Source organism: Nonomuraea sp. NPDC048826 (assembly GCF_043198225.1).
Lineage (GTDB): Bacteria > Actinomycetota > Actinomycetes > Streptosporangiales > Streptosporangiaceae > Nonomuraea.
On sequence record NZ_JBICUQ010000004.1, the window covers coordinates 235,639 to 253,749 of the forward strand.

At 73.2% G+C, this 18,111-nt stretch carries 17 protein-coding genes; 9 read left to right on the forward strand and 8 right to left on the reverse strand.

Features of this window, described 5'->3' with window-relative positions; all coding sequences use genetic code 11:
* Positions 1 to 16: 16 nt before the first annotated feature.
* The gene (locus tag ACGFI7_RS15575; RefSeq protein WP_393404447.1) at positions 17 to 1,129 is read left to right on the forward strand and encodes a DUF5925 domain-containing protein; all 1,113 of its coding nucleotides are present in this window, start codon (positions 17 to 19) and stop codon (positions 1,127 to 1,129) included.
* Positions 1,130 to 1,182: 53 nt separating this feature from the next.
* Here the strand turns inward: ACGFI7_RS15575 and ACGFI7_RS15580 are convergent, their stop codons facing one another.
* Positions 1,183 to 2,514 (reverse strand): SWIM zinc finger family protein, encoded by a 1,332-nt coding sequence (locus ACGFI7_RS15580; protein WP_393404450.1) that lies wholly within the window; start codon positions 2,512 to 2,514, stop codon positions 1,183 to 1,185.
* A 54-nt stretch (positions 2,515 to 2,568) separates the two neighbouring features.
* Here ACGFI7_RS15580 and ACGFI7_RS15585 point away from each other — a divergent pair, with 54 nt between their 5' ends.
* The 4 genes from ACGFI7_RS15585 to ACGFI7_RS15600 are packed head-to-tail and all read left to right on the forward strand — an operon-like array spanning position 2,569 to position 7,410.
* Positions 2,569 to 3,639 carry a C39 family peptidase gene (locus ACGFI7_RS15585; protein ID WP_393404453.1) on the forward strand — a complete coding sequence of 357 codons (1,071 nt, stop codon included), beginning with the start codon at positions 2,569 to 2,571 and terminating at the stop codon, positions 3,637 to 3,639.
* A 3-nt stretch (positions 3,640 to 3,642) separates the two neighbouring features.
* A complete protein-coding gene (locus ACGFI7_RS15590) occupies positions 3,643 to 5,508 on the forward strand; it encodes a S9 family peptidase (protein WP_393404456.1) in 1,866 nt (621 codons plus the stop codon).
* Complete coding sequence (locus ACGFI7_RS15595) at positions 5,505 to 6,785, forward strand: M20/M25/M40 family metallo-hydrolase (protein ID WP_393404459.1); 1,281 nt, start codon at positions 5,505 to 5,507, stop codon at positions 6,783 to 6,785. The genes ACGFI7_RS15590 and ACGFI7_RS15595 overlap by 4 nt, the downstream gene beginning before the upstream one ends.
* A gap of 43 nt (positions 6,786 to 6,828) precedes the next feature.
* Positions 6,829 to 7,410, forward strand: a complete 582-nt coding sequence (locus ACGFI7_RS15600; protein ID WP_393404462.1) for a TIGR03086 family metal-binding protein — start codon at positions 6,829 to 6,831, stop codon at positions 7,408 to 7,410.
* A 6-nt stretch (positions 7,411 to 7,416) separates the two neighbouring features.
* Here ACGFI7_RS15600 and ACGFI7_RS15605 read toward each other — a convergent pair whose 3' ends face one another.
* From ACGFI7_RS15605 to ACGFI7_RS15630, 6 genes are all read right to left on the reverse strand, one after another.
* Positions 7,417 to 8,379, reverse strand: coding sequence for an ABC transporter permease (locus ACGFI7_RS15605; RefSeq protein ID WP_393404465.1), 963 nt, complete (start codon positions 8,377 to 8,379; stop codon positions 7,417 to 7,419).
* A complete protein-coding gene (locus ACGFI7_RS15610) occupies positions 8,376 to 9,221 on the reverse strand; it encodes an ABC transporter ATP-binding protein (protein ID WP_393404467.1) in 846 nt (281 codons plus the stop codon). Before ACGFI7_RS15610 ends, ACGFI7_RS15605 begins: the two co-directional genes overlap by 4 nt.
* Complete coding sequence (locus tag ACGFI7_RS15615) at positions 9,218 to 9,610, reverse strand: GntR family transcriptional regulator (RefSeq protein ID WP_393404470.1); 393 nt, start codon at positions 9,608 to 9,610, stop codon at positions 9,218 to 9,220. Before ACGFI7_RS15615 ends, ACGFI7_RS15610 begins: the two co-directional genes overlap by 4 nt.
* Before the next feature lie 53 nt (positions 9,611 to 9,663).
* Positions 9,664 to 10,404, reverse strand: coding sequence for a DUF427 domain-containing protein (locus ACGFI7_RS15620; RefSeq protein WP_393404472.1), 741 nt, complete (start codon positions 10,402 to 10,404; stop codon positions 9,664 to 9,666).
* Positions 10,405 to 10,501: 97 nt separating this feature from the next.
* Positions 10,502 to 11,089 carry a hypothetical protein gene (locus ACGFI7_RS15625; protein ID WP_393404475.1) on the reverse strand — a complete coding sequence of 196 codons (588 nt, stop codon included), beginning with the start codon at positions 11,087 to 11,089 and terminating at the stop codon, positions 10,502 to 10,504.
* A 138-nt stretch (positions 11,090 to 11,227) separates the two neighbouring features.
* A complete protein-coding gene (locus ACGFI7_RS15630) occupies positions 11,228 to 11,752 on the reverse strand; it encodes an adenylyltransferase/cytidyltransferase family protein (protein ID WP_393404478.1) in 525 nt (174 codons plus the stop codon).
* 101 nt (positions 11,753 to 11,853) lie between these two features.
* Between ACGFI7_RS15630 and ACGFI7_RS15635 the strand changes: the two genes are divergently transcribed.
* On the forward strand, positions 11,854 to 12,306 hold the full coding sequence (locus tag ACGFI7_RS15635) for an ATP-binding protein (protein ID WP_393404481.1): 453 nt from the start codon (positions 11,854 to 11,856) through the stop codon (positions 12,304 to 12,306).
* On the opposite strand, the gene ACGFI7_RS15640 is transcribed toward ACGFI7_RS15635, so the two are convergent.
* Positions 12,303 to 13,292: a response regulator transcription factor gene (locus ACGFI7_RS15640; protein WP_393404484.1), complete on the reverse strand. Its 990-nt coding sequence runs from the start codon at positions 13,290 to 13,292 to the stop codon at positions 12,303 to 12,305. The two genes, ACGFI7_RS15635 and ACGFI7_RS15640, sit on opposite strands and share 4 nt — an antisense overlap.
* A 167-nt stretch (positions 13,293 to 13,459) precedes the next feature.
* Between ACGFI7_RS15640 and thrS the strand changes: the two genes are divergently transcribed.
* The 3 genes from thrS (at position 13,460) to ACGFI7_RS15655 (ending at position 18,047) form a co-directional block, all read left to right on the forward strand.
* Positions 13,460 to 14,680 (forward strand): threonine--tRNA ligase, encoded by a 1,221-nt coding sequence (thrS, locus tag ACGFI7_RS15645; protein ID WP_393405669.1) that lies wholly within the window; start codon positions 13,460 to 13,462, stop codon positions 14,678 to 14,680.
* Positions 14,681 to 14,745: 65 nt separating this feature from the next.
* A complete protein-coding gene (locus ACGFI7_RS15650; protein ID WP_393404487.1) occupies positions 14,746 to 17,094 on the forward strand; it encodes a TRAP transporter fused permease subunit in 2,349 nt (782 codons plus the stop codon).
* Positions 17,091 to 18,047, forward strand: coding sequence for a TAXI family TRAP transporter solute-binding subunit (locus ACGFI7_RS15655; RefSeq protein ID WP_393404490.1), 957 nt, complete (start codon positions 17,091 to 17,093; stop codon positions 18,045 to 18,047). Before ACGFI7_RS15650 ends, ACGFI7_RS15655 begins: the two co-directional genes overlap by 4 nt.
* The last annotated feature ends 64 nt before the right edge of the window (positions 18,048 to 18,111 follow it).

Sequence of the window (18,111 nt, forward strand, 5' to 3'; positions counted from 1 at the left end):
TGTGATCATAGACCCCATGTCAGTCATCAGGGAGGTGCCGTTCCCCAGCCAGGAAGACGCCGAGCTCCCCATGAACATCTGGCTCGACGACTCCGACTCCGCCGTCGACGTGATCGACGCGCTGGCGCTGTCGCCGTTCGCGACCGGTCATCAGCCGTGGTCGCGGGTGGCCAACCTGGAGCGGGTCCGCACCGACGCGCCGCTGCGCCCGGCCGAGGGCCGCGTGGTGCGCACCGCCATGGTCGAGGACGGCATGGAGTCGCGGCTGATCTGCGGTGACGGCTGGACGTTGCGGGTGGTCAGGCACCGCAACCGCTCGGCCACCCTGAGCGTGAGCGCGATCAGCGAGGAGCTGGCCCGCACCGTGCTCAAGGAGAGCGTCGCCGACGCGGAGGAACCCGCCCCCGAGACCGACCACGTGGAGATGGGCTTCTGGTGGCGCGGCTCGCACGGCGGCAACCGTTCGGAGCGGCCGATCACGGCCCAGCCGTGGTACCAGATCGCCGCCAACTACACCGAGCGGGTGCGCGGCCCGCTGGGCGACCTGATGACGATCACCCCCGGTGACGTCAACGGCCGCCTCCTGCTGCTGCACGGCCCGCCGGGCACCGGCAAGACCACGCTGCTGCGCACGCTGGCCAAGCAGTGGCACGACTGGTGCCAGGTCGACTGCGTGCTCGACCCCGAGCGGCTGTTCGACGACCCCGGCTACCTGATGGAGGTGGCCGTCGGCTACGACAACGACGAGGATGAGAAGCAGCGCTGGCGGCTGCTCGTGCTGGAGGACTGCGACGAGCTGATCAGCGCGTCGGCCAAGTCGCAGGCGGGCCAGGGCCTGTCGCGGCTGCTCAACCTGACCGACGGCCTGCTCGGCCAGGGCCGTGACGTGCTGGTGGCGATCACCACCAACGAGGATCTCACCCGCCTGCATCCCGCCGTCGTGCGTCCCGGCCGCTGCCTGGCGCAGCTGGAGGTCGGCCCGCTGTCGCGCGAGGAGGCGGTCGCCTGGCTGGGCGCCTCCGACGGCGTCGGGCCCTCGGGCGCGACCCTCGCGGAGTTGTACGCGCTCCGCTCGGGCCGCACCTTCACCCCGGCGACCTCCGGGGAGAGCACGGGCCTGTACCTCTGACCCCCGCGCTCACACCCGGGTGTCCGCGAGGCCGCGGACGGCCATCCCGGTGCTCACGCCGGGGTCTCCACGAGGGCGCGGGCGGCGATCCTGGCGGCCAGCACGTGCTTGCACGGGCCCCGGGAGCCCTGGTGGTCGAACCACCACGGGCAGGTGCACGACCCGGCCTCGATCCGCACCTGGCGGACGCCGCCCGCCGTGGTCACCCGCGCGTGGTCGCCGTCGAGCCGGACGGCTCCCGACTCCACCAGGGCGCGGGCCGCGGTGAGGCGCGGGTTGAGCTGCGCCACCTGCTCGCGGTCGTACGGGAGCTCGCGGTGGAAGTGGGACGCCTCGTGCAGGTCGTACCCGACGCGGCCGGCGGTGCCGAGCTGGGTGAGCGCGGCGCGCACCCGGGACGGCGGGAGGCCGGAGCGGTCGGCGAGCAGGCCGATCTCCACGGCGGGCTCGAAGTTGAGCAGCATGCCGATCAGGTCGGCGTCGCCGGCCGCCTCGTCGGTGGCGAGGTCCTCCAGCACCTGGCCTTCGCCGGAGAAGCCGCGCCACGGCTGGGGCGAGAGCGCCAGCGTGTAGCGCATCCCGGGCAGCTCCAGCTCCCACGCGCCGGCCTGGTGCCGGGCGTCGCCCGACGGGCCGTACACGCGCAGCGCCTTGGCGAACCTGAGCAGCGGCATGAGCGTGGCGATCCGCCCGAGCCCGGACAGGCAGACCGCGCCGCGGCCGGGGCCGGCGGCCAGGCGCAGGTCGCGCCCGGCGGGCACGGCCCAGACGGTGCCGCCGGCCTTGCGCGGCAGCGAGCGCAGGAACCGCACCGCCTGCGGCCCGTTGAGCTCGGCCCGCAGGTCGAACCCCGCGGCGATCACCTGCACCTCGGCGAAGCCGCGCAGCCACCGGGTGGGCAGCGGCACCTTCTTCTCCACCACGGCGCCGTCGAGCGTGGTGACGGTCAGCTCGTCGGGGCCGACGCCCAGGTGGAGCGGGTCGCGTCCGCCGACCCGGCGCAGCGACTCGCGCAACGGGCCGTTGACGTCGACGTTGGTGGTGCCGCGGTCGAGCACCTCGCCGTCGAGCGCGGTCACGTCGAGCCGGGCGTAGACGCCGCCGCAGGCGGAGAACGACTCGAACCTGAGCCGGTCGCCGTCGCAGGTCACCACCGGGTCGCGGGTCCAGCCGGGGCGCGGCTGGTGGTAGCGGGCCATCGCCACGTCGGCCACGGCCAGCAGGGCCGCCGCGGCCGGCGCGGCCTCGGTGAGCAGGCCGCTGAAGAACCTGGGGTGCGTGTGGGGCCCGGACAGCGCCGTGCCGCCGGAGGTCGACAGGCCGAGCCTGCCGTCGGCGAGGGCGGAGGGCCCGGCGTAGGCGTACGCCTGCACTGCTTGAGTCATGGCCCGGACGATAGAGATCACGACCGACAATCGGGCCAGTACGTAAAACCTCCGATGCGTGACCTGCGGCGCGGCTCCACAATGTGGCTGGTGCTCATCGTCGACCGGGCCCGCGTCGCCCTCACCCGCTTCACCGTGCCTTCGGTCTCCGGTGACGGCTGGACCAGTGACGAGCACCCGATCGGCTTCCCCGCGACGCAGCTGGTGCCGTCGTGGACCGCGCGCACCCCGCCGGGCTCCTGGATCGAGGTCGAGTTGCAGGCGGTCACCGCCGGTGGCCGCCGCACCCGGTGGTACGTGATGGGCCGCTGGTCGGAGCACGGCGAGCCGCGCACGTCGGTGGCCGGTCAGGGCGACGGCGACGGCGACGTGGCGGTCGACACGTTCGTGGCGCGGCAGCCGGTCAGCGCCTACCGGGTGCGGGTCCGGGCGTGCGGGCCGGGCGCGCGCGTCGAAGAGCTCGCGGTGCTGGCCTCGGCGCTGCCCGCGCCCCCGCCTGAGGGCTCGCCGCCGTCCGGCCTGGAGCCGGTGGAGCTGGACGTGCCCGCGCTCTGGCAGCACGCGCACGCCGGCCACCATCCGGAGTACGACGGCGGCGGCGCCAACTGGTGCGGCCCGGCGGCGACCGCCATGGTGCTGGCCTACTGGGAGCGCGGCCCGGAGGACCTGGCGTGGGTGGGCGCCGGCTGCCCGGCCCCGGCCGTCGACCACGCCGCCCGCGGCACCTATGACAGCAGCTACCTGGGCACCGGCAACTGGCCGTTCAACGTCGCCTACGCGGGCACGTACGGGTTGCGCGGGTTCGTGACCCGGTTGAGGTCGGCGGCCGAGCTGGAGCGGCTGACGGCGGCCGGGATCCCGGTGGTGGCGTCGCTGTCGTTCAAGGAGCGGGAGCTGCCCGGGGCCGGTTACTCCACGAGCGGCAACCTGATCGTGGTGACCGGCTTCACCGCCGGGGGCGACGTGCGGGTCAACGATCCCGCCGCGCCCGACGGCCGGGTGCGCCGGGTCTATCCGCGGGCCGCGTTCGAGCACGTGTGGTTGCGGAGTTCCGGCAGCGGCGGCATCGCGTACGTCCTGCATCCCCCCGAGTTGTCCCTGCCCGAGTCCGATGGCAATTGGTGAGACATGACGATCGAAGCGATTGATGTGGCCCGCGTGGACGGCGGCCCGCAGTGGGTCGAGGCCGTGGAGACGCCCGCGGGCGTCGAGGTGTGGTGGGACGAGCCGCGCCCGCACGAGGGCGGCAGGCGGTGCGTGGTGCGCCGGCTGCCGGACGGCGGCCTCGCCGACGCGCTGCCCGAGGGCTGGAACGCGCGCAACCGCGTGGTCGAGTACGGGGGCCGCTCCTGGCGGCCGCTGCCCGGCGGCGGCCTGGTCTTCACGAACTGGGCCGACCAGCGGGTCTACCGCGCCGGCGACGGCGACCCGGTGCCGCTGACGCCGGAGGGCCCGTCCCGCTACGCCGACCTGTACCTGCCGCCGGGGCGGGACGAGGTGTGGGCGGTGCGGGAGACCGACGACGTGCGCGACCTGGTGGCGATCCCCCTCTCCGGCCCCCTCTCCGGCGGGGCCGTCCGGGTGATCGCGCGGGCGCAGCACTTCCTGATGAACCCGCGCCTGTCCCCCGGCGGCGGCCATGTCAGCTGGATCGGCTGGGACCACCCGGACATGCCATGGGACGGCACCCGGCTCTGCGTCGCCCCGCTGGGCGCCGATGGCGTGGCGGGCCCGTACGCGGTGGTGGCCGGCGGCCCCGAGGAGTCGGTCGTGCAGGCCGAGTGGCGCGACGACGACATGCTCTACGCGATCACGGACCCGACCGGCTGGTGGAACGTGCACGAGATCGGCCGCGACGGCGTCCGGGGCCGCAACCTCACCCCGATGGAGCTGGAGTTCGGCAACGCCGCGTGGAAGCCGGGCATGACCTGGCTGGCGCTCGCCGGCGACCGTCTGGTGCTGGTGTACGGGACGGCCGACCGGCGGCGGCTGGGCGTGCTCGACCCGGCCACCGGCGAGCTGCGCGAGATCGGCGGCGAGGCCACCCATTGGGCCTCGACCGTGTCGGCGGCGGGCGGCAAGGCCGCGGCGGTGCCCGCGACCCCCTTCTCTCCGCTGGAGGTGGCCCTGGTCGACCTCGGCACCGGTGGCAGGGAGACTGTGTCGGCGCCGAAGCCGGTGCCCGACCGCGCGCTGCTGCCCGAGCCGGAGCCGATGACGATCGACGGGGTGCACGCGCACGTGTACCCGCCGCTCGGCGTGCGCGGCCCCGCCCCGTACGTGATCTTCGTGCACGGCGGGCCGACCGGCAGCAGCCCGGTCATGCTGGACCTGGAGGTCGCCTACTTCACCAGCCGCGGGCTGGGCGTGGCCGAGGTCAACTACGGCGGCTCCGCCGGATACGGGCGGGCCTACCGGGAGCGGCTGCGTCACCAGTGGGGCGTGGTCGACGTGCACGACTGCGCCAAGGTGGCGCGCGGGCTGGTGGAGCTGGGGCGGGCCGACGCGGCCAAGATCGCGATCCGGGGCGGCAGCGCCGGCGGCTGGACGACGGTGGCGGCGCTGGTGCACAGCGACGTGTTCGCGGGCGGCGTCGCGCAGTACGCGATCACCGATCCGGAGAGCTGGGCGGCCGAGACGCACGACTTCGAGTCGCGCTACCTCGACGGGCTGATCGGGCCGCTGCCGGAGACGCGGCAGCGCTACACCGAACGCTCGCCGCTGCTGCACGCGCGCCAGGCGTCCGGCCCGTGCCTGATGCTGCACGGGCTGGAGGACGCGATCGTGGACGTCGGCCAGGCCGAGAGGTTCGTCGCCGAGCTGGACCGGCACGGCAAGAAGTGGGCGTTGCTCACCTTCCCCGGCGAGCAGCACGGCTGGCGCAGGGAAGAGACCATCGTCGCGGCGCTGGAGGCCGAGCTGGCCTTCTACGGACTGCTGTTCGGGTTCGAGACCCCGGGGGTCGCGCCGCTGAAGCTGGAGGGCGGCAAGTGAAGGACGTCGCGGAGATCTGCTCCGACCTGATCAGGTTCGACACCACCAACCCCGGATCCGGAGAGCGCCCGGCGGCCGAGTACGTGGCCACGCTGCTGGCCGACGCCGGGCTGGAGCCGGAGGTGTTCGAGTCGGCGCCGCGGCGCACGACCGTGGTGGCCAGGATGGCCGGCGACTCCCCCGACGCGCTGCTCGTGCACGGGCACCTCGACGTGGTGCCCGCCGACCCGGCCGAGTGGCGGACGCATCCGTTCTCCGGCGAGGTCGACGACGGCTGCGTGCACGGCCGGGGCGCGGTCGACATGAAGGGGTCGTGCGCGATGACGCTGGCCACCGTGCTCGGCATGCGGGCGCGCGGGCAGCGGCCGAAGCGCGACGTGGTGCTGGCTTTCCTGGCGGACGAGGAGGCGACCGGCGACTACGGCTCGCGGTACGCGGTGACCGAGCGCCGGGAGCTGTTCGACGGGGTGACGGAGGCGATCAGCGAGTCGGGCGGGTTCAGCGTCGAGGCCGGCGCTCACCGGGTCTACCCGGTGGCGGTGGGCGAGCGCGGCACCGCCTGGATGAGGCTGACCGCGCACGGCGTGGCCGGTCACGGCTCCAAGCCCGCGGCCGACAACCCGGTGGCCACGCTGGCGCACGCGCTGTCGCGGGTGGCCGCGCACCAGTGGCCGGTACGGCTGACGCCGTCGGTCGCGGCGCTGATCCGCGAGCTGTCGGAGATCACCGGTCAGCCGGTGGACCTGGACCGGCTGGACGCCGAGGCGGCCCGGCTCGGCCCCCTGGGGCAGCTGTTCAAGGGCCAGATCCGCAACTCGGCCAATCCGACGATGCTGTCCGCCGGTTACAAGGTGAACGTGATCCCGTCGTCCGCCGAGGCGCACGTCGACGGCCGCTACCTGCCGGGTCTGCGGGAGGAGTTCCTGGAGACGCTCGACGGGCTGCTCGGCCCCAAGATCACGCGGGAGTTCGTCAACCTGGAGGACGCCCCGTCGGCGCCCTATCCGTCGTCGTTCTTCGACGAGCTGGCCGGCTCGCTGGTGGCCGAGGACCCGCTGGCCAGGCCGGTGCCGTACGTGATGAGCGGCGGCACGGACGCCAAGTCGTTCGCCAGGATCGGCATCCGGGGGTACGGGTTCGCGCCGCTCATGCTGCGCCCCGACCTGGACTACTTCGGCATGTTCCACGGCAAGGACGAGCGGGTTCCGGTGGCCGGGCTGGAGTTCGGGGTGCGGGTGCTGACGCGGCTTCTCGCCCAGGAGAAAACAGTGGAATGAAGCATTCCGTTCTGCTATGCTTGAGGCAACGAAAGGACACGCCATGAACTCAGGTTGGACCCTCCTCGACGCCTCGCACGACGCCCTCCGCACCGCCGTGGCAGGCGTCCCCGCCGACGCCTGGGAGCTGCCGACGCCCTGCGCGCAGTGGAACGTCACCCAGGTTCTCCAGCACGCCGCGGGCGACCAGATCGGCTACGCCGCCTTCCTGACCGGCGAGCCGGGGCCGGACGAGAACCCGTTCGACCCCTCGGGCAACCTGCCCGGCGACCCGGTCGCCCACCTGGAGGCTGCGCTGGAGCGCTCGGCCCGCGCCTGGGCCGGCGTCGACCGGTCCGCGGTGGAGGTCGCGGTGCCGATCCCGCCCAACAAGGTCTCCCTTGAGCTGGGCGTCGCCGCCTGCGCCCTGGACGCCGCGGTGCACGCCTGGGACATCGCGGTGGCGACGGGCCGTCCCTCCCCGCTCACCCCGGCCATGGCCGCCGAGCTGCTCCCGGCGGCCAAGCAGCTGGTCGAGCCGCTGCGCGGCTTCGCCTTCGCCGCCCCGCTGGACGAGCAGCCGGGCGACGACGACGCCGCGACGCTCCTGCGCTACCTGGGCCGCGACCCGCACTGGGCGGCCTGACGGCGATCACCGCGTGCGGCGCCCCACGCGGTGCACGGTGAGCGCGCCCAGCAGGGCGGAGGCGGCCAGCAGCAGGCCCGCCTCCGTCCACTGGAAGCGCCAGAAACGCTCCGGCGGATGGTAGGTGACGGCGTAGCCGTACCCCCGGGCGAACAGGCAGTCGTGCCAGGTCTCGGCCTTACGGCTGCTCCGCCCGGTGTCGACGCCGCGCTCGCAGCCCGACGGCGCGTCCACCTCACGTCCCGACGGGTCCACCCAGGTGGCGGACACCAGGCGGGCGTCGGGGTCGTCGAGCACGACCGTGTCCGTCAGCACGACCCGCTCCGCGGGGGCGTAGTGGTCGCTCAGCGCGAACAGCCCGAACATGGTCACCGCCACCCCCGCCACGACCAGCGCCATGGCCGGCAACGTGCGCCTGAACAGCGCCCCGGCGAAGACGCCGAGCGCGAACGCGTACAGCCACCAGGCGGCCGGCGCCACCCCGGTCATGTTGAACACCCCGAGGTTGCCGAACCCCGTGTCGATCCCCTCCCGGAACACCGGACGCCACAGGCTGACCATGAGCGACAGCAGCAGCCCGCCGGCCACCACCGCGCCGCCCAGGACGCCGAGCTTGACCGCCAGCCACCGCCGGGCCGGCACCGACTGGGTCCAGGCCAGCCGATGGGTGCCGCGCTCGTACTCCCTGCCGAGCAGCGGCGCGCCCCAGAACGCGCCGATCAGCGCGGGCAGCACCAGCGGCATCCAGCCGAACAACGTGTAGACGTCGTCGTACCGTTCGCCCAGCCCGGCCGCCACCTCGGCCGACCCGCAGAAGGCGGAGCCCGCGGGGCATCCGTCCGGGAAGAAGCGGGACACGTACCCCCGGGCCTCGGCCGCGGAGCCGAGCAGCAGCAGCCCCAGGACGGCCAGGAAGCCGGCGGTGGTCAGGAGTTGCGCCCGATGCTGGCGCCAGGTCACCCAGATCACCGTGCCACCTCCACCGGACGGGGCAGCGCGGACGCCCGGGGGCTGCGCAGATATCCCATGACCAGCTCGTCCAGGGTGGGGTGACGGGCGCTCCAGCGGGGGCCGGGCGGGTGATCGGCGCGGACGAGCAGGGTGACGTGCCTGCCGGTGCCGGTCACGCAGACGGCCTCCAGCCCGGCGGCGGCCTCCGCCGGGCCGGACAGCACGAGATGGCCGGCGAGCAGGTCGTCGATGGCGCCGCTGACCTGGAGCCGCCCCTCGTTGAGCACGACCAGCCAGTCGCAGGTCTCCTCCAGTTCGGCGACCACGTGCGAGGACAGCAGCACGGTGAGGCCGCGCTCGGCGACCTCGCCCATGAGCGTCCGCATGACGTCGTGCCGGGCCAGCGGGTCGAGGTTGGCCAGCGGCTCGTCCAGCACGAGCAGGTCGGGGGTCCGGGCCAGCGCGAGGGTGATCGCGACCTGGGCCTGCTGGCCGCCGGACAACCGGCCCGTCCTGCGGCCGAGGGGGACGCCCAGCGCCTCCAGCCGGGCCCGCGCGCCCGCGCCGTCCCAGCGGGCGTTCGTCCGCCGCCCGAACTCCAGCATCTCGGCGACCGTGAACGACTCGTACAGCGGCTTGTCCTGCGCGACGAACGCGGCGGTCCCCCGTACGGTGACACTCCCCCGCGTGGGCGCGAGCAGGCCGACGGCGGCGAGCATGAGCGTGGTCTTGCCGGCCCCGTTGGGGCCGACCAGCGCGGCCACCCGCCCGGCCGGCACCGCCAGGGAGCAGTCGCGCAGCGCCCAGCCGCGCCGGTGCCGCACGCCGAGGCCGGTCGCCTCCAGGATCGGCGGGCTCATGCCACGCCCTCACGCGCGGCGTCGGAGAGCACGGCGGCGAACAGCGCCCGCAGGTCCTCCTCGTCCAGCCCGGCGTCCCTGGCCTCGCGCACCCAGGCGGCCAGCCCGCGCCGCAGCCGGGTGTGCTCGGCCAGCCCGGCCCCGCCGACCGCGCGTTCCACGAACGTGCCCAGGCCCGGCCGACCGGCCACGAGCCCCTCGCGCTCCAGCTCACGGTAGGCCTTGAGCACGGTGTTGGGGTTGATCGCCAGCTTCTCGACGACCTCGCGCGCGGTGGGCAACTGGTCGCCGGGACGCAACGTGCCCAGCCGCAGCGCCTGCTTGACCTGGTGGACGAGCTGGAGGTACGTCGCGACCCCCGACCCGCGGTCCAACTGGAACTCGATCATAACACCCTTTCACTAATCAAGTAGTGAAAGGGTGTTGGATCAGCTCCCGGTTGTCAACTGAACGGGGTCTTCGGGCGCTCCTGGAGCACGCCGTCGACGTAGGTGTCGACCTTCTCGTCGTAGAACGCGACCAGACCGGCGATCCGCTCGCTCTCCGGCAGCGGAGTGGGGTACGACCAGGCCAGGTCCCGCTCGCCGTTGACCGACCAGTATTCGGCGGTGCCCTTGTACGGGCAGCGCGTCACGGTGCCGGTGCGCTCCAGCAGGTCCAGCCGGACGTCCGTCTTGGGCAGGTAGTAGCGGGGCGGCAGGCCGGTCTCGAACAGGATGCGGGCGTGCCGTGAGTCCGCCACCGTCGCGCCCGCCACCTCCACCCTGATGTGGCGGGAACTGGGGAGGATGTCGACCCGGGTGTACGGGCTGCGCGCGTGCACGTACACCTGCTCGTCCTCCTCGAACCAGGCGTCCATGGCGTCCCAGGCGAAGCGGACGTGGCCCCTGATCGGCTCCAGCGGCGAGTCCGGATAGGTGACGGCGGCGTCCACCGCCTCGCCGCCGCCCGACGTCACCGTGTGGACGAGGCCGTCGCCCCGGCTCGGCGAGCGCTCCACGGCGCCCGTCGGCTTGAGGTCGGCCGCGACGTCCTCCAGCGGGATGTAGTACGTCGGGTAGTACGGCACTTCCCACACCAGCAGGGCGCGGGTGGTGTCGGCGGCGGGTCGGCCGCCCAGATAGGTCCTGACACGCTTGGCCGAGCGTTCGACACGGACCCGGCCACGGCTCACGGCATCCATGCCCACCGCAACCGCCGCCCCCGTGGGGCTATTCCACGATATTTCGGGTTATCTCTGGATTTCGGGTTATCTCTGGCGATTACGCGCTATGCACGCGCTAGTGCACGCCGAACGCCGAGAGCGTCGCCCACGTGACGAGCGCGCCCACGGCCGTGCCCGCGGCCACCTGCGCCGGGGTGTGGTGCGCCAGCCGGACCCTGGCCCAGCACACCAGCGCCACCACCGCCGCCCCGGCCAGCAGCACCGGCACGGCGGGCAGCACGTACGCCAGGACCACGATCGTGCCCGCGCACACGGCGGCGTGGAAGGAGATCTTCCAGCGGAGCGTCACCGGGACGGTCACGGCCAGCGCGGCGAGCATCGCGGTCACGGCCGCCAGCAGCAGCCGCGGCGCGCCCAGCCAGGCCAGCAGCACCAGCGCGGCCAGCACCCCGGCGACGGCGGCGAGCAGCGGCCCCGCCCGGCGCGAACGGTCCACGATGTGATGGGAGTCCAAGCGGCCCGAACGGACCCCTGCGGCGATCACCGCCGCGGGCACGCCCCCGCACAGCGCCGACGCCACCAGCCCCCACACGGCCCCCGCCCAGCCCTGGGCGAGCAACCCCACGGCCGGCGGCACCGCGATCACCAGCACCTGCGGCGCCAGCAGGTCGGTGACCCCCCGCGCGACCCGATCGGCCATCATGCGTCGAAAGATTACGCGATCATGCCCGCCCCACCCGGCCGGCACCATCCCCCCGTACAGAACCTTTCCGTACGCGTCGACCCGGAGCGCTGTCACTCCGTCCGGGTAGCCCTTCCACGGCCCTGGGGCCGCGGGAGGTCACCCCTTGCCGGCCGCGTTGACGATGCGGGTGGTGGAGCGGTCGGGGATGGCCTCCATCTCCCAGCACTCCGCCCCCAGCAGCGCCGCCGCCGCCCGGCGGCCGCCCGCGTGCGGGTCGCCGGCCGTGTGGGCGAGCGCGCCCGGCCGCATCGGCGCCAGCAGGTCGATGTAGTCCTCCGGCCCGTGCGCCTCCGGTGGGCCGGTGACGATGAACACGCCGGTCACCGCGCGCAGCGCCGCGAGCACCTCGGCCCGCTCCGCCGCCGGGTTGAAGGGCCGTGACGGCCCTTTCCACGCGCGTACGCGCGGATCGTCCTCCACGCCGACCACCAGAGGGGACCCCCGGTCGGCCACCGCGCCGAGATAGCGCACGTGGCCCACGTGCAGGATGTCGAAGACTCCGGTCACGACCGTTGCCCCCGGGTGGTCGTACCGCTGCACCCAGACGGCCTCCAGGCTGCTCACGCAGGCACTCCTCCTAGTCGACTCGTCGATCGCAGCGTACAAGGTCCGGGGCGGCATCCCGACAGGCGAGGGCCGGAAAGGCGATTCCTACCTTTTCGCGATAATCCGCCGGGGTGGGTTCGCGCGTCGAACAACGTCGCCGAAACTGGGGGGTCAGCGTGACAGGACCGGACTTCCGTCAGCCCGAGCACGACCTCGAGATCCGCTTCCCAGGTGACCCGGCGGCGGTGGCCAGGGTGCGGAACCTGGTCACGGAGACCCTCGGCCGCGACCATCCGCTGCACGACGACTGCGCCCTGCTGACCAGCGAGCTGGCCACGAACGCGATCCTGCACACCCGCTCGGCGGGCGGCACGTTCACGGTCCGGCTGCGGGCGAGCGGGGACCCCTGCATGGGGGCCATGGTGCTGGTGTGCGTGGAGGACGCGGGCTCCGACGGCCCGCCGTGCGTGTGCCGCGCCGACCTGGGGGCGACGAGCGGGCGCGGGCTGCCGATGCTGGAGGCGCTCAGCCACCGCTGGGGGTACACCCGGGGCGACGGGACGACGACGGTCTGGTTCGAGCTGCTGCTGGTGACGGTCCCGGCCGGCTGGGCGGCGGAACGGGTCTAGACGTCGAGCCGGCACAGGCCCTCCGCCAGCGCCTTGGTGGTCAGCCGGGTGCGGCTGTCGCAGGCCAGCTTGGCGAAGATGTGTTCCAGGTGGGTGGTCACGGTGCGGACGCTGAGCACCAGCGCGGCGGCGATCTGCGGGTTGGAGTCGCCCGCCGCGACCCGGGTGAGCACGTCGACCTCGCGCCCGGTCAGGTCGTACGGGAGCGCGCAGGGACGCTCGGCCACCACCGCGCCCTGCAGCGAGCCCTGGTAGCCGACGCCGGCCCGCAGCAGCCGGGTCTCGTGCCACTGCCCGTGGCGGTCGAGCCAGAGGCCGTGCCGGCCGAGCTCGCGCGAGTCGATGAAGGCGCGTGCGTAGGCGGGTATCGCCGGATCGTCGCGCAACGCCTCGGAGACCGGCCGTCCGGGCACCTCGCGTGAGGTGCCGGCCCGGTCGAAGGCGACCGCGCGGAACCCCGGCGGCAGCCCCACCGGGTCGATCACGCACCGGGTGAGGTCGGTGACGTGCGCCAGCATCGGGCTCACGGCCGCCACCAGCGGGCCGGTCAGCGCGGGGAACGCGTCGCGGGCGGCCAGGTGGAGCAGGCCCGTGTAGCGGCCCTCGGCCAGGAACAGCGGCGCGGTCAGCCCGGCCCGCCACCCGTAAGGCTCCAGGTGGCGGCGGAAGTAGCGCTCGGAGCCCGGCTCCGGCATGGCCACCGGCCGGCGGGTGGCCATCGCCCTGCGGTAGACCTCCAGCGCGGTGTATTCCTCGGCGGCGTCGCCGTCGACGCGGCGGTGACCGTCGGACACGACGCTCCGGTGACGGCCGGTGGCGGGGTCGAAGGCGACGAACTCGTAGGCGTCGACCGGCACCACCTCGCGCAGCGCCGCCATCGCGCCGTGGGCGCCCTGCGGGCCGTGGCCGCCGGTCCCCGCGGCCACCTGGTAGCCGACCTCGGCGAACGCCCTCAGCTGGCGGACGTTCAGGGTGATCTCGGCCACGGTTCTTTATACCACTGCGTACTTTTCCGCAGGCGACGCCGGGAGTAAGGCTGCTATCGTCGGGCTCATGCAGCGCGCTCACGTCACGACGACGCCGGACCTCGTCCCGGCGCGCTGATTCCTGCTCCCCGGGCGAACGCCCGGGGGATCGGTCGTTCGCCCTTTCCATCCGAAGGACGATCATGAACGACCATCGCAGACTCGGCCGCGAGCTCGGCGTCTTCGACACCGACCCGCTGATCGGCTCCGGCCTCCCCTTCTGGCTCCCCGCGGGCGCCGCCGTCCGCAAGGCCGTCGAGGACTACGTGTACGAGCTGGAGCGCCGCGACGGCTACCAGCACGTCAACTCGCCCGTGCTCGGCAAACGCGAGCTGTACGAGCGGTCGGGGCACTGGGCGCACTACGCCGAGGACATGTTCCCGCCCATGCGGGTGGGCGGGGAGGAGTTCGTGCTGCGGCCGAGCCTGTGCCCGCACCACGCGCTCATCTACCGCTCCCGCCAGCGCAGCCACCGTGACCTGCCGCTGCGGGTGGCCGAGCTGGGCGGCATGTACCGCTCGGAGCTGTCGGGCGTGCTCGGCGGGCTGACCAGGGTACGGGCCATCCAGCTCAACGACGGGCACGTGTTCTGCCGGCCCGAGCAGGCGGCCGGGGAGGTGTCGGCCGCGCTCGACCTGATCGAGGCGGCGCACGCCCAGCTGGGCGTCGAGGCTGTCCGCTACCGGCTGTCGCTGCGCGGCGAGGGCGCCAAGTTCGTCGACGACCCGGAGATGTGGGACCGCTCGGAGTCGGTCCTGCGCGAGGCGCTCCGCGGCCGCGGGCGGGCCTTCGACGAGGAGCGCGGCGAGGGCGCCTTCTACGGCCCGAAGATCGACATCCAGATCGCCGACCCGGCGGGGCGCGAGTCGACCCTGTCGACCGTGCAGGTGGACTACTTCCAGCCGGAGCGCTTCGACCTGCGGTACGCGGGCGGCGACCGGCCGGTGATGGTGCACCGGAGCGTGGTGGGCGGGCTGGAGCGGCTGGTGGCGCACCTGATCGAGGTGCACGGCGGCGCGTTCCCCGCCTGGATGGCGCCGGTGCAGGCGGTCGTGCTGCCCCTGTCGGACGCCGAGCTGCCCGCGGCCCGGGACCTGGTGCGGCGCTGCGTGGCGGAGGGGATGCGGGCCGAGCTCGTCGACCCCGGCCGGGGCACCCTCGGCGCGCGCATCAGAGCGAACCGGCTCGTGCCCTTCCAGCTCGTGGTGGGGCCGCGCGAGGCGGCCGACGGCGGCGCGTCGGTACGGCTGCGCGACGGCAGTCAGGCGGGAATGATTCCCATCGGCGAATTGGCGGCTCGGTGCAAGCCCCGCTTTTCTTGCCAAGCCGTTACCTCAAGTGAGTGTTAACTACTCTTCCCCTGGCTGTAAACGGCTCATAAATTGCCTGCAAACGCCCCGTGGGAGGAGCTGTTTTGGAACCAAGCGACCGCGAGGCCGCACCGGTCGCGGCCCGCGAACAAGAACGCCCGGCCCGGCGGTTGGCCGGCCCGCTGCGCATCGGCGCGTGGGTCGTCGGCGGACTGCTGTCGGCCTACTCCATTGCCGTCGTTTTCTGGCCGGTGGAGGCGTTGCAGCATCGGATGACCTTCCTGGCGGTGGCACTGCCGCTGGTCTTCCTCTGTTACCGGTCGGGGCTGGGGCCTCCGCTGCGCCGCCTCACCCGGCGTTTCTCCCGTCCTGACGGGCCGCCCGCCGGGGCGGAGGCGCATCCGGACGCCCAGGCGCTCGCCGTGGGCTCGGCCCCGACGTTGCGCGAGGTCCCCGCCCCCTCGGCGGTCCTTCCGGACGCGCCGACCGTGCGCGAGGTCCCCGCGCGCGCGGAGGCGGGGGTCAGGGCGGAAGCGGCGGCCGGCGCCGACACGCTGGGCACCGCGGACACCGTGGTCATCGGCGACCCGCCGGACCGCGCCGCCGGTGCGGGCGACACCCTCACCCTGGAGGACCCGGCCCCGAAGGCCGCCGAGCCGGTCGGCCAGAAGGCCGCGGAGACGCCTACGGTCGAGACGGCCCCGGCCGTCCGGGCCGCCGGTGACGAGGGCGGCGCGTTCGCGGACGGCGAGGAGGCCGACGGGGGCAAGGGCGAGTGGCCGACGATCGGCGACTGGCTGCTGGCCCTGGCCTCGCTGGTGGTGCTGGTGTATCCGCTGGCGGACATCGAGGCGTTCCGCGACCGCGGGTCGGGGGCCGCGCTGACCCAGCTGGACGTGATCGCCGGCATCGCGCTGACCCTCCTCCTGCTGGAGGCGGTACGCCGTACGGTCGGCTCTATCCTGTCCATCATTTGTGCCATATTTCTGGCGTACGCCTATTTCGGGTCCTATTTGCCGATTGACTGGACGATCGGTCATCGAGGATTCGACCTCGACCAGATCGTGTCGCAGCTCTATACGGGCACAGAAGGATTTTTCGGCGTCCCTCTCCAGGTGGCGGCGAGTTACATCATCCTTTTCACCATCTACGGCGCGGTTCTTGATTTCTCCGGCGCCAGCCGGTTCTTCATCGACCTGAGCTTCGCCGCCTTCCGCAGGTCGCGCTCCGCCCCCGGCCGCACCGTCACGACGGCGGGCTTCCTGCTCGGCACCGTGTCCGGGTCGGGTGTGGCGACCACGGTGAGTCTAGGCAGCGTGGCCTGGCCGGTGCTGCGCCGGGCGGGCTACCCGAAAGAGCCCGCCGGCGGGATCCTCGCGGCCGGCGGCATCGGGGCCATCCTGTCGCCGCCGACGCTGGGGGCGGCGGCGTTCATCATCGCCGAGGTGATGCGGGTCAGCTACCTGCAGGTGCTGATCTACGCCACCATCCCCACGATCCTGTACTACCTGGGCATCTTCCTGGCCATCGAGATCGACTCGCGCCGGTTCAGGACGCACGCGGTGCAGGTGGACACCCCCAGGATCGGCCGGCTGCTGCTGCGCTTCGGCTACCACTTCAGCTCGCTCATCCTGATCGTGGTGCTGATGGCACTGGACCGCTCGGCGTTCCAGGCGGTGGTGATCGCCACCGCGATCGCGTTCGCCCTGTCGTTCCTGGACCCCGAGCACCGGATGGGCCCCAAGCGGACCGGCCTGGCCCTGGCCAAGGGCACGCTGGAGGTGCTCCCGGTGACCGCGGTGTGCGCGGCGGCCGGCATCATCGTCGGCGTCATCACCCAGACCGGGCTCGGCCTGAACCTGAGCACGATCATCGTGGACCTGGCCGCCGGCAACCTCGTCCTCACCACCGTCATGGCGGCCCTGGCGGTCATGCTGCTCGGCCTGGCGGTGCCGGTGACGGCCAGCTTCATCATCGCGGCGGTGATCATCGCCCCGGCCCTGATGTCGCTCGGCGTGGCCCAGGCCGAGGCGTACATGTTCATCTTCTACTACGCGGTGCTGTCCGAGGTGAGCCCGCCGACCGCGCTGTCCGCGGTGGCGGCCGCCGCCATCACCGGCGGCAACACGTACAAGACGATGATGATGACCTGGCGCTACACGTTGCCGGCCTTCCTGGTGCCGTTCGCGTTCGTGCTCACGCCGAACGGCCAGGCGCTGCTCGGGCAGGGCCCGCTCGGCATCGTGCTGGTCATGACGGCCGTGTCGGCCGTCGCGGTCGCGGCGCTGGCCGTGGCCACCGGCGGTCTGGTGGGCACGCCCGAGCGGCTGCTGGCCGCGGTGGCCGCCGTCCTGCTGTTGTTCCTCGAACCCGTCCCGATCGTCGCAGGCCTGTCCGTGCTGGCCGTCGCGGCAGCGGTCTATCTCATCCGAAGAAGGAGCGTCCCAGCGTGAAGCGGATACTTGCGATGCTCGCCGTGGCCGGCCTGGTCGCGGGCTGTGGCGGCGGATCCGGTGGCGGATCCGGCGGCGGCTCGGGCAACCGGCTGTCGATCGCCACCGGCGGCACCACCGGCGTCTACTACGTCTACGGCGGCGGCCTGGCCAAGCAGCTGTCGGCCAACATCGAGAACACCCAGGCCACCGCCTCGGTCACCTCGGCCTCGATCGAGAACATCAAGCTGCTGGCCTCCGGCAAGGCCGACATCGGCTTCTCCCAGGCCGACACGGCCGCCGACGCGGTGAACGGCGTCGGCTCGTTCACCGCGAAGCAGCCGATCAAGGCGCTGGCCCGGATCTACGACAACTACGCGCACGTGGTGGTGGCCCCGGGCGTCCAGGCCGAGAAGGTGGCCGACCTGAAGGGCAAGACGGTCTCGCTCGGTCCCCCGAACTCCGGCACGCAGGTCGTGGCCAGGCGCATGCTGGAGGCGGCCGGGCTCAACCCCGACAGCGACATCAGCAAGCAGCAGCTGTCGATCAACGAGTCGGTGCAGGCCGTCAAGGACGGCACCGTCGACGCGTTCTTCTGGGTCGGCGGCCTGCCCACGGCCGGCGTCGTGGACCTGGCCACGAGCAAGCCCGACATGAAGATCCTCGACACCTCCGACGTGCTGGTGGAGATGCAGCGCGAGTACGGCGAGCAGTACGTCGGGCTCGACATCGACATGGACACCTACAAGCTCGGCGGCAAGGTGCAGACGGTCGGCATCGCCAACGTGCTGCTGGTGCCCGACACCATGGACGAGCAGCTCGCGTACGACATCACGCGGACGCTGTTCGAGAAGAAGCAGGAGCTGATCGCGGTCCACCCGGAGGCGGAGAAGCTTGACCCGGCGCTCGCCCAGCAGGTGAAGCCGGTCTCCCTGCACGCCGGCGCGGCCCGGTACTTCCAGGAGAAGGGCTGACCAGACTCGCCCTCGCGCTCGTCGCGGTGCTGGCGCTCGGTTCCGGCTGCGGAGCCGGGCGCCC

Coding starts and splice junctions, on each gene's coding strand:
- ACGFI7_RS15575 (WP_393404447.1), top strand. CDS start 17: ATGTCAGTCATCAGGGAGGTGCCGTTCCCCAGCCAGGAAGACGCCGAG.
- ACGFI7_RS15580 (WP_393404450.1), bottom strand. CDS start 2,514: ATGACTCAAGCAGTGCAGGCGTACGCCTACGCCGGGCCCTCCGCCCTC.
- ACGFI7_RS15585 (WP_393404453.1), top strand. CDS start 2,569: ATGCGTGACCTGCGGCGCGGCTCCACAATGTGGCTGGTGCTCATCGTC.
- ACGFI7_RS15590 (WP_393404456.1), top strand. CDS start 3,643: ATGACGATCGAAGCGATTGATGTGGCCCGCGTGGACGGCGGCCCGCAG.
- ACGFI7_RS15600 (WP_393404462.1), top strand. CDS start 6,829: ATGAACTCAGGTTGGACCCTCCTCGACGCCTCGCACGACGCCCTCCGC.
- ACGFI7_RS15610 (WP_393404467.1), bottom strand. CDS start 9,221: ATGAGCCCGCCGATCCTGGAGGCGACCGGCCTCGGCGTGCGGCACCGG.
- ACGFI7_RS15615 (WP_393404470.1), bottom strand. CDS start 9,610: ATGATCGAGTTCCAGTTGGACCGCGGGTCGGGGGTCGCGACGTACCTC.
- ACGFI7_RS15620 (WP_393404472.1), bottom strand. CDS start 10,404: ATGGATGCCGTGAGCCGTGGCCGGGTCCGTGTCGAACGCTCGGCCAAG.
- ACGFI7_RS15625 (WP_393404475.1), bottom strand. CDS start 11,089: ATGATGGCCGATCGGGTCGCGCGGGGGGTCACCGACCTGCTGGCGCCG.
- ACGFI7_RS15630 (WP_393404478.1), bottom strand. CDS start 11,752: ATGCCGCCCCGGACCTTGTACGCTGCGATCGACGAGTCGACTAGGAGG.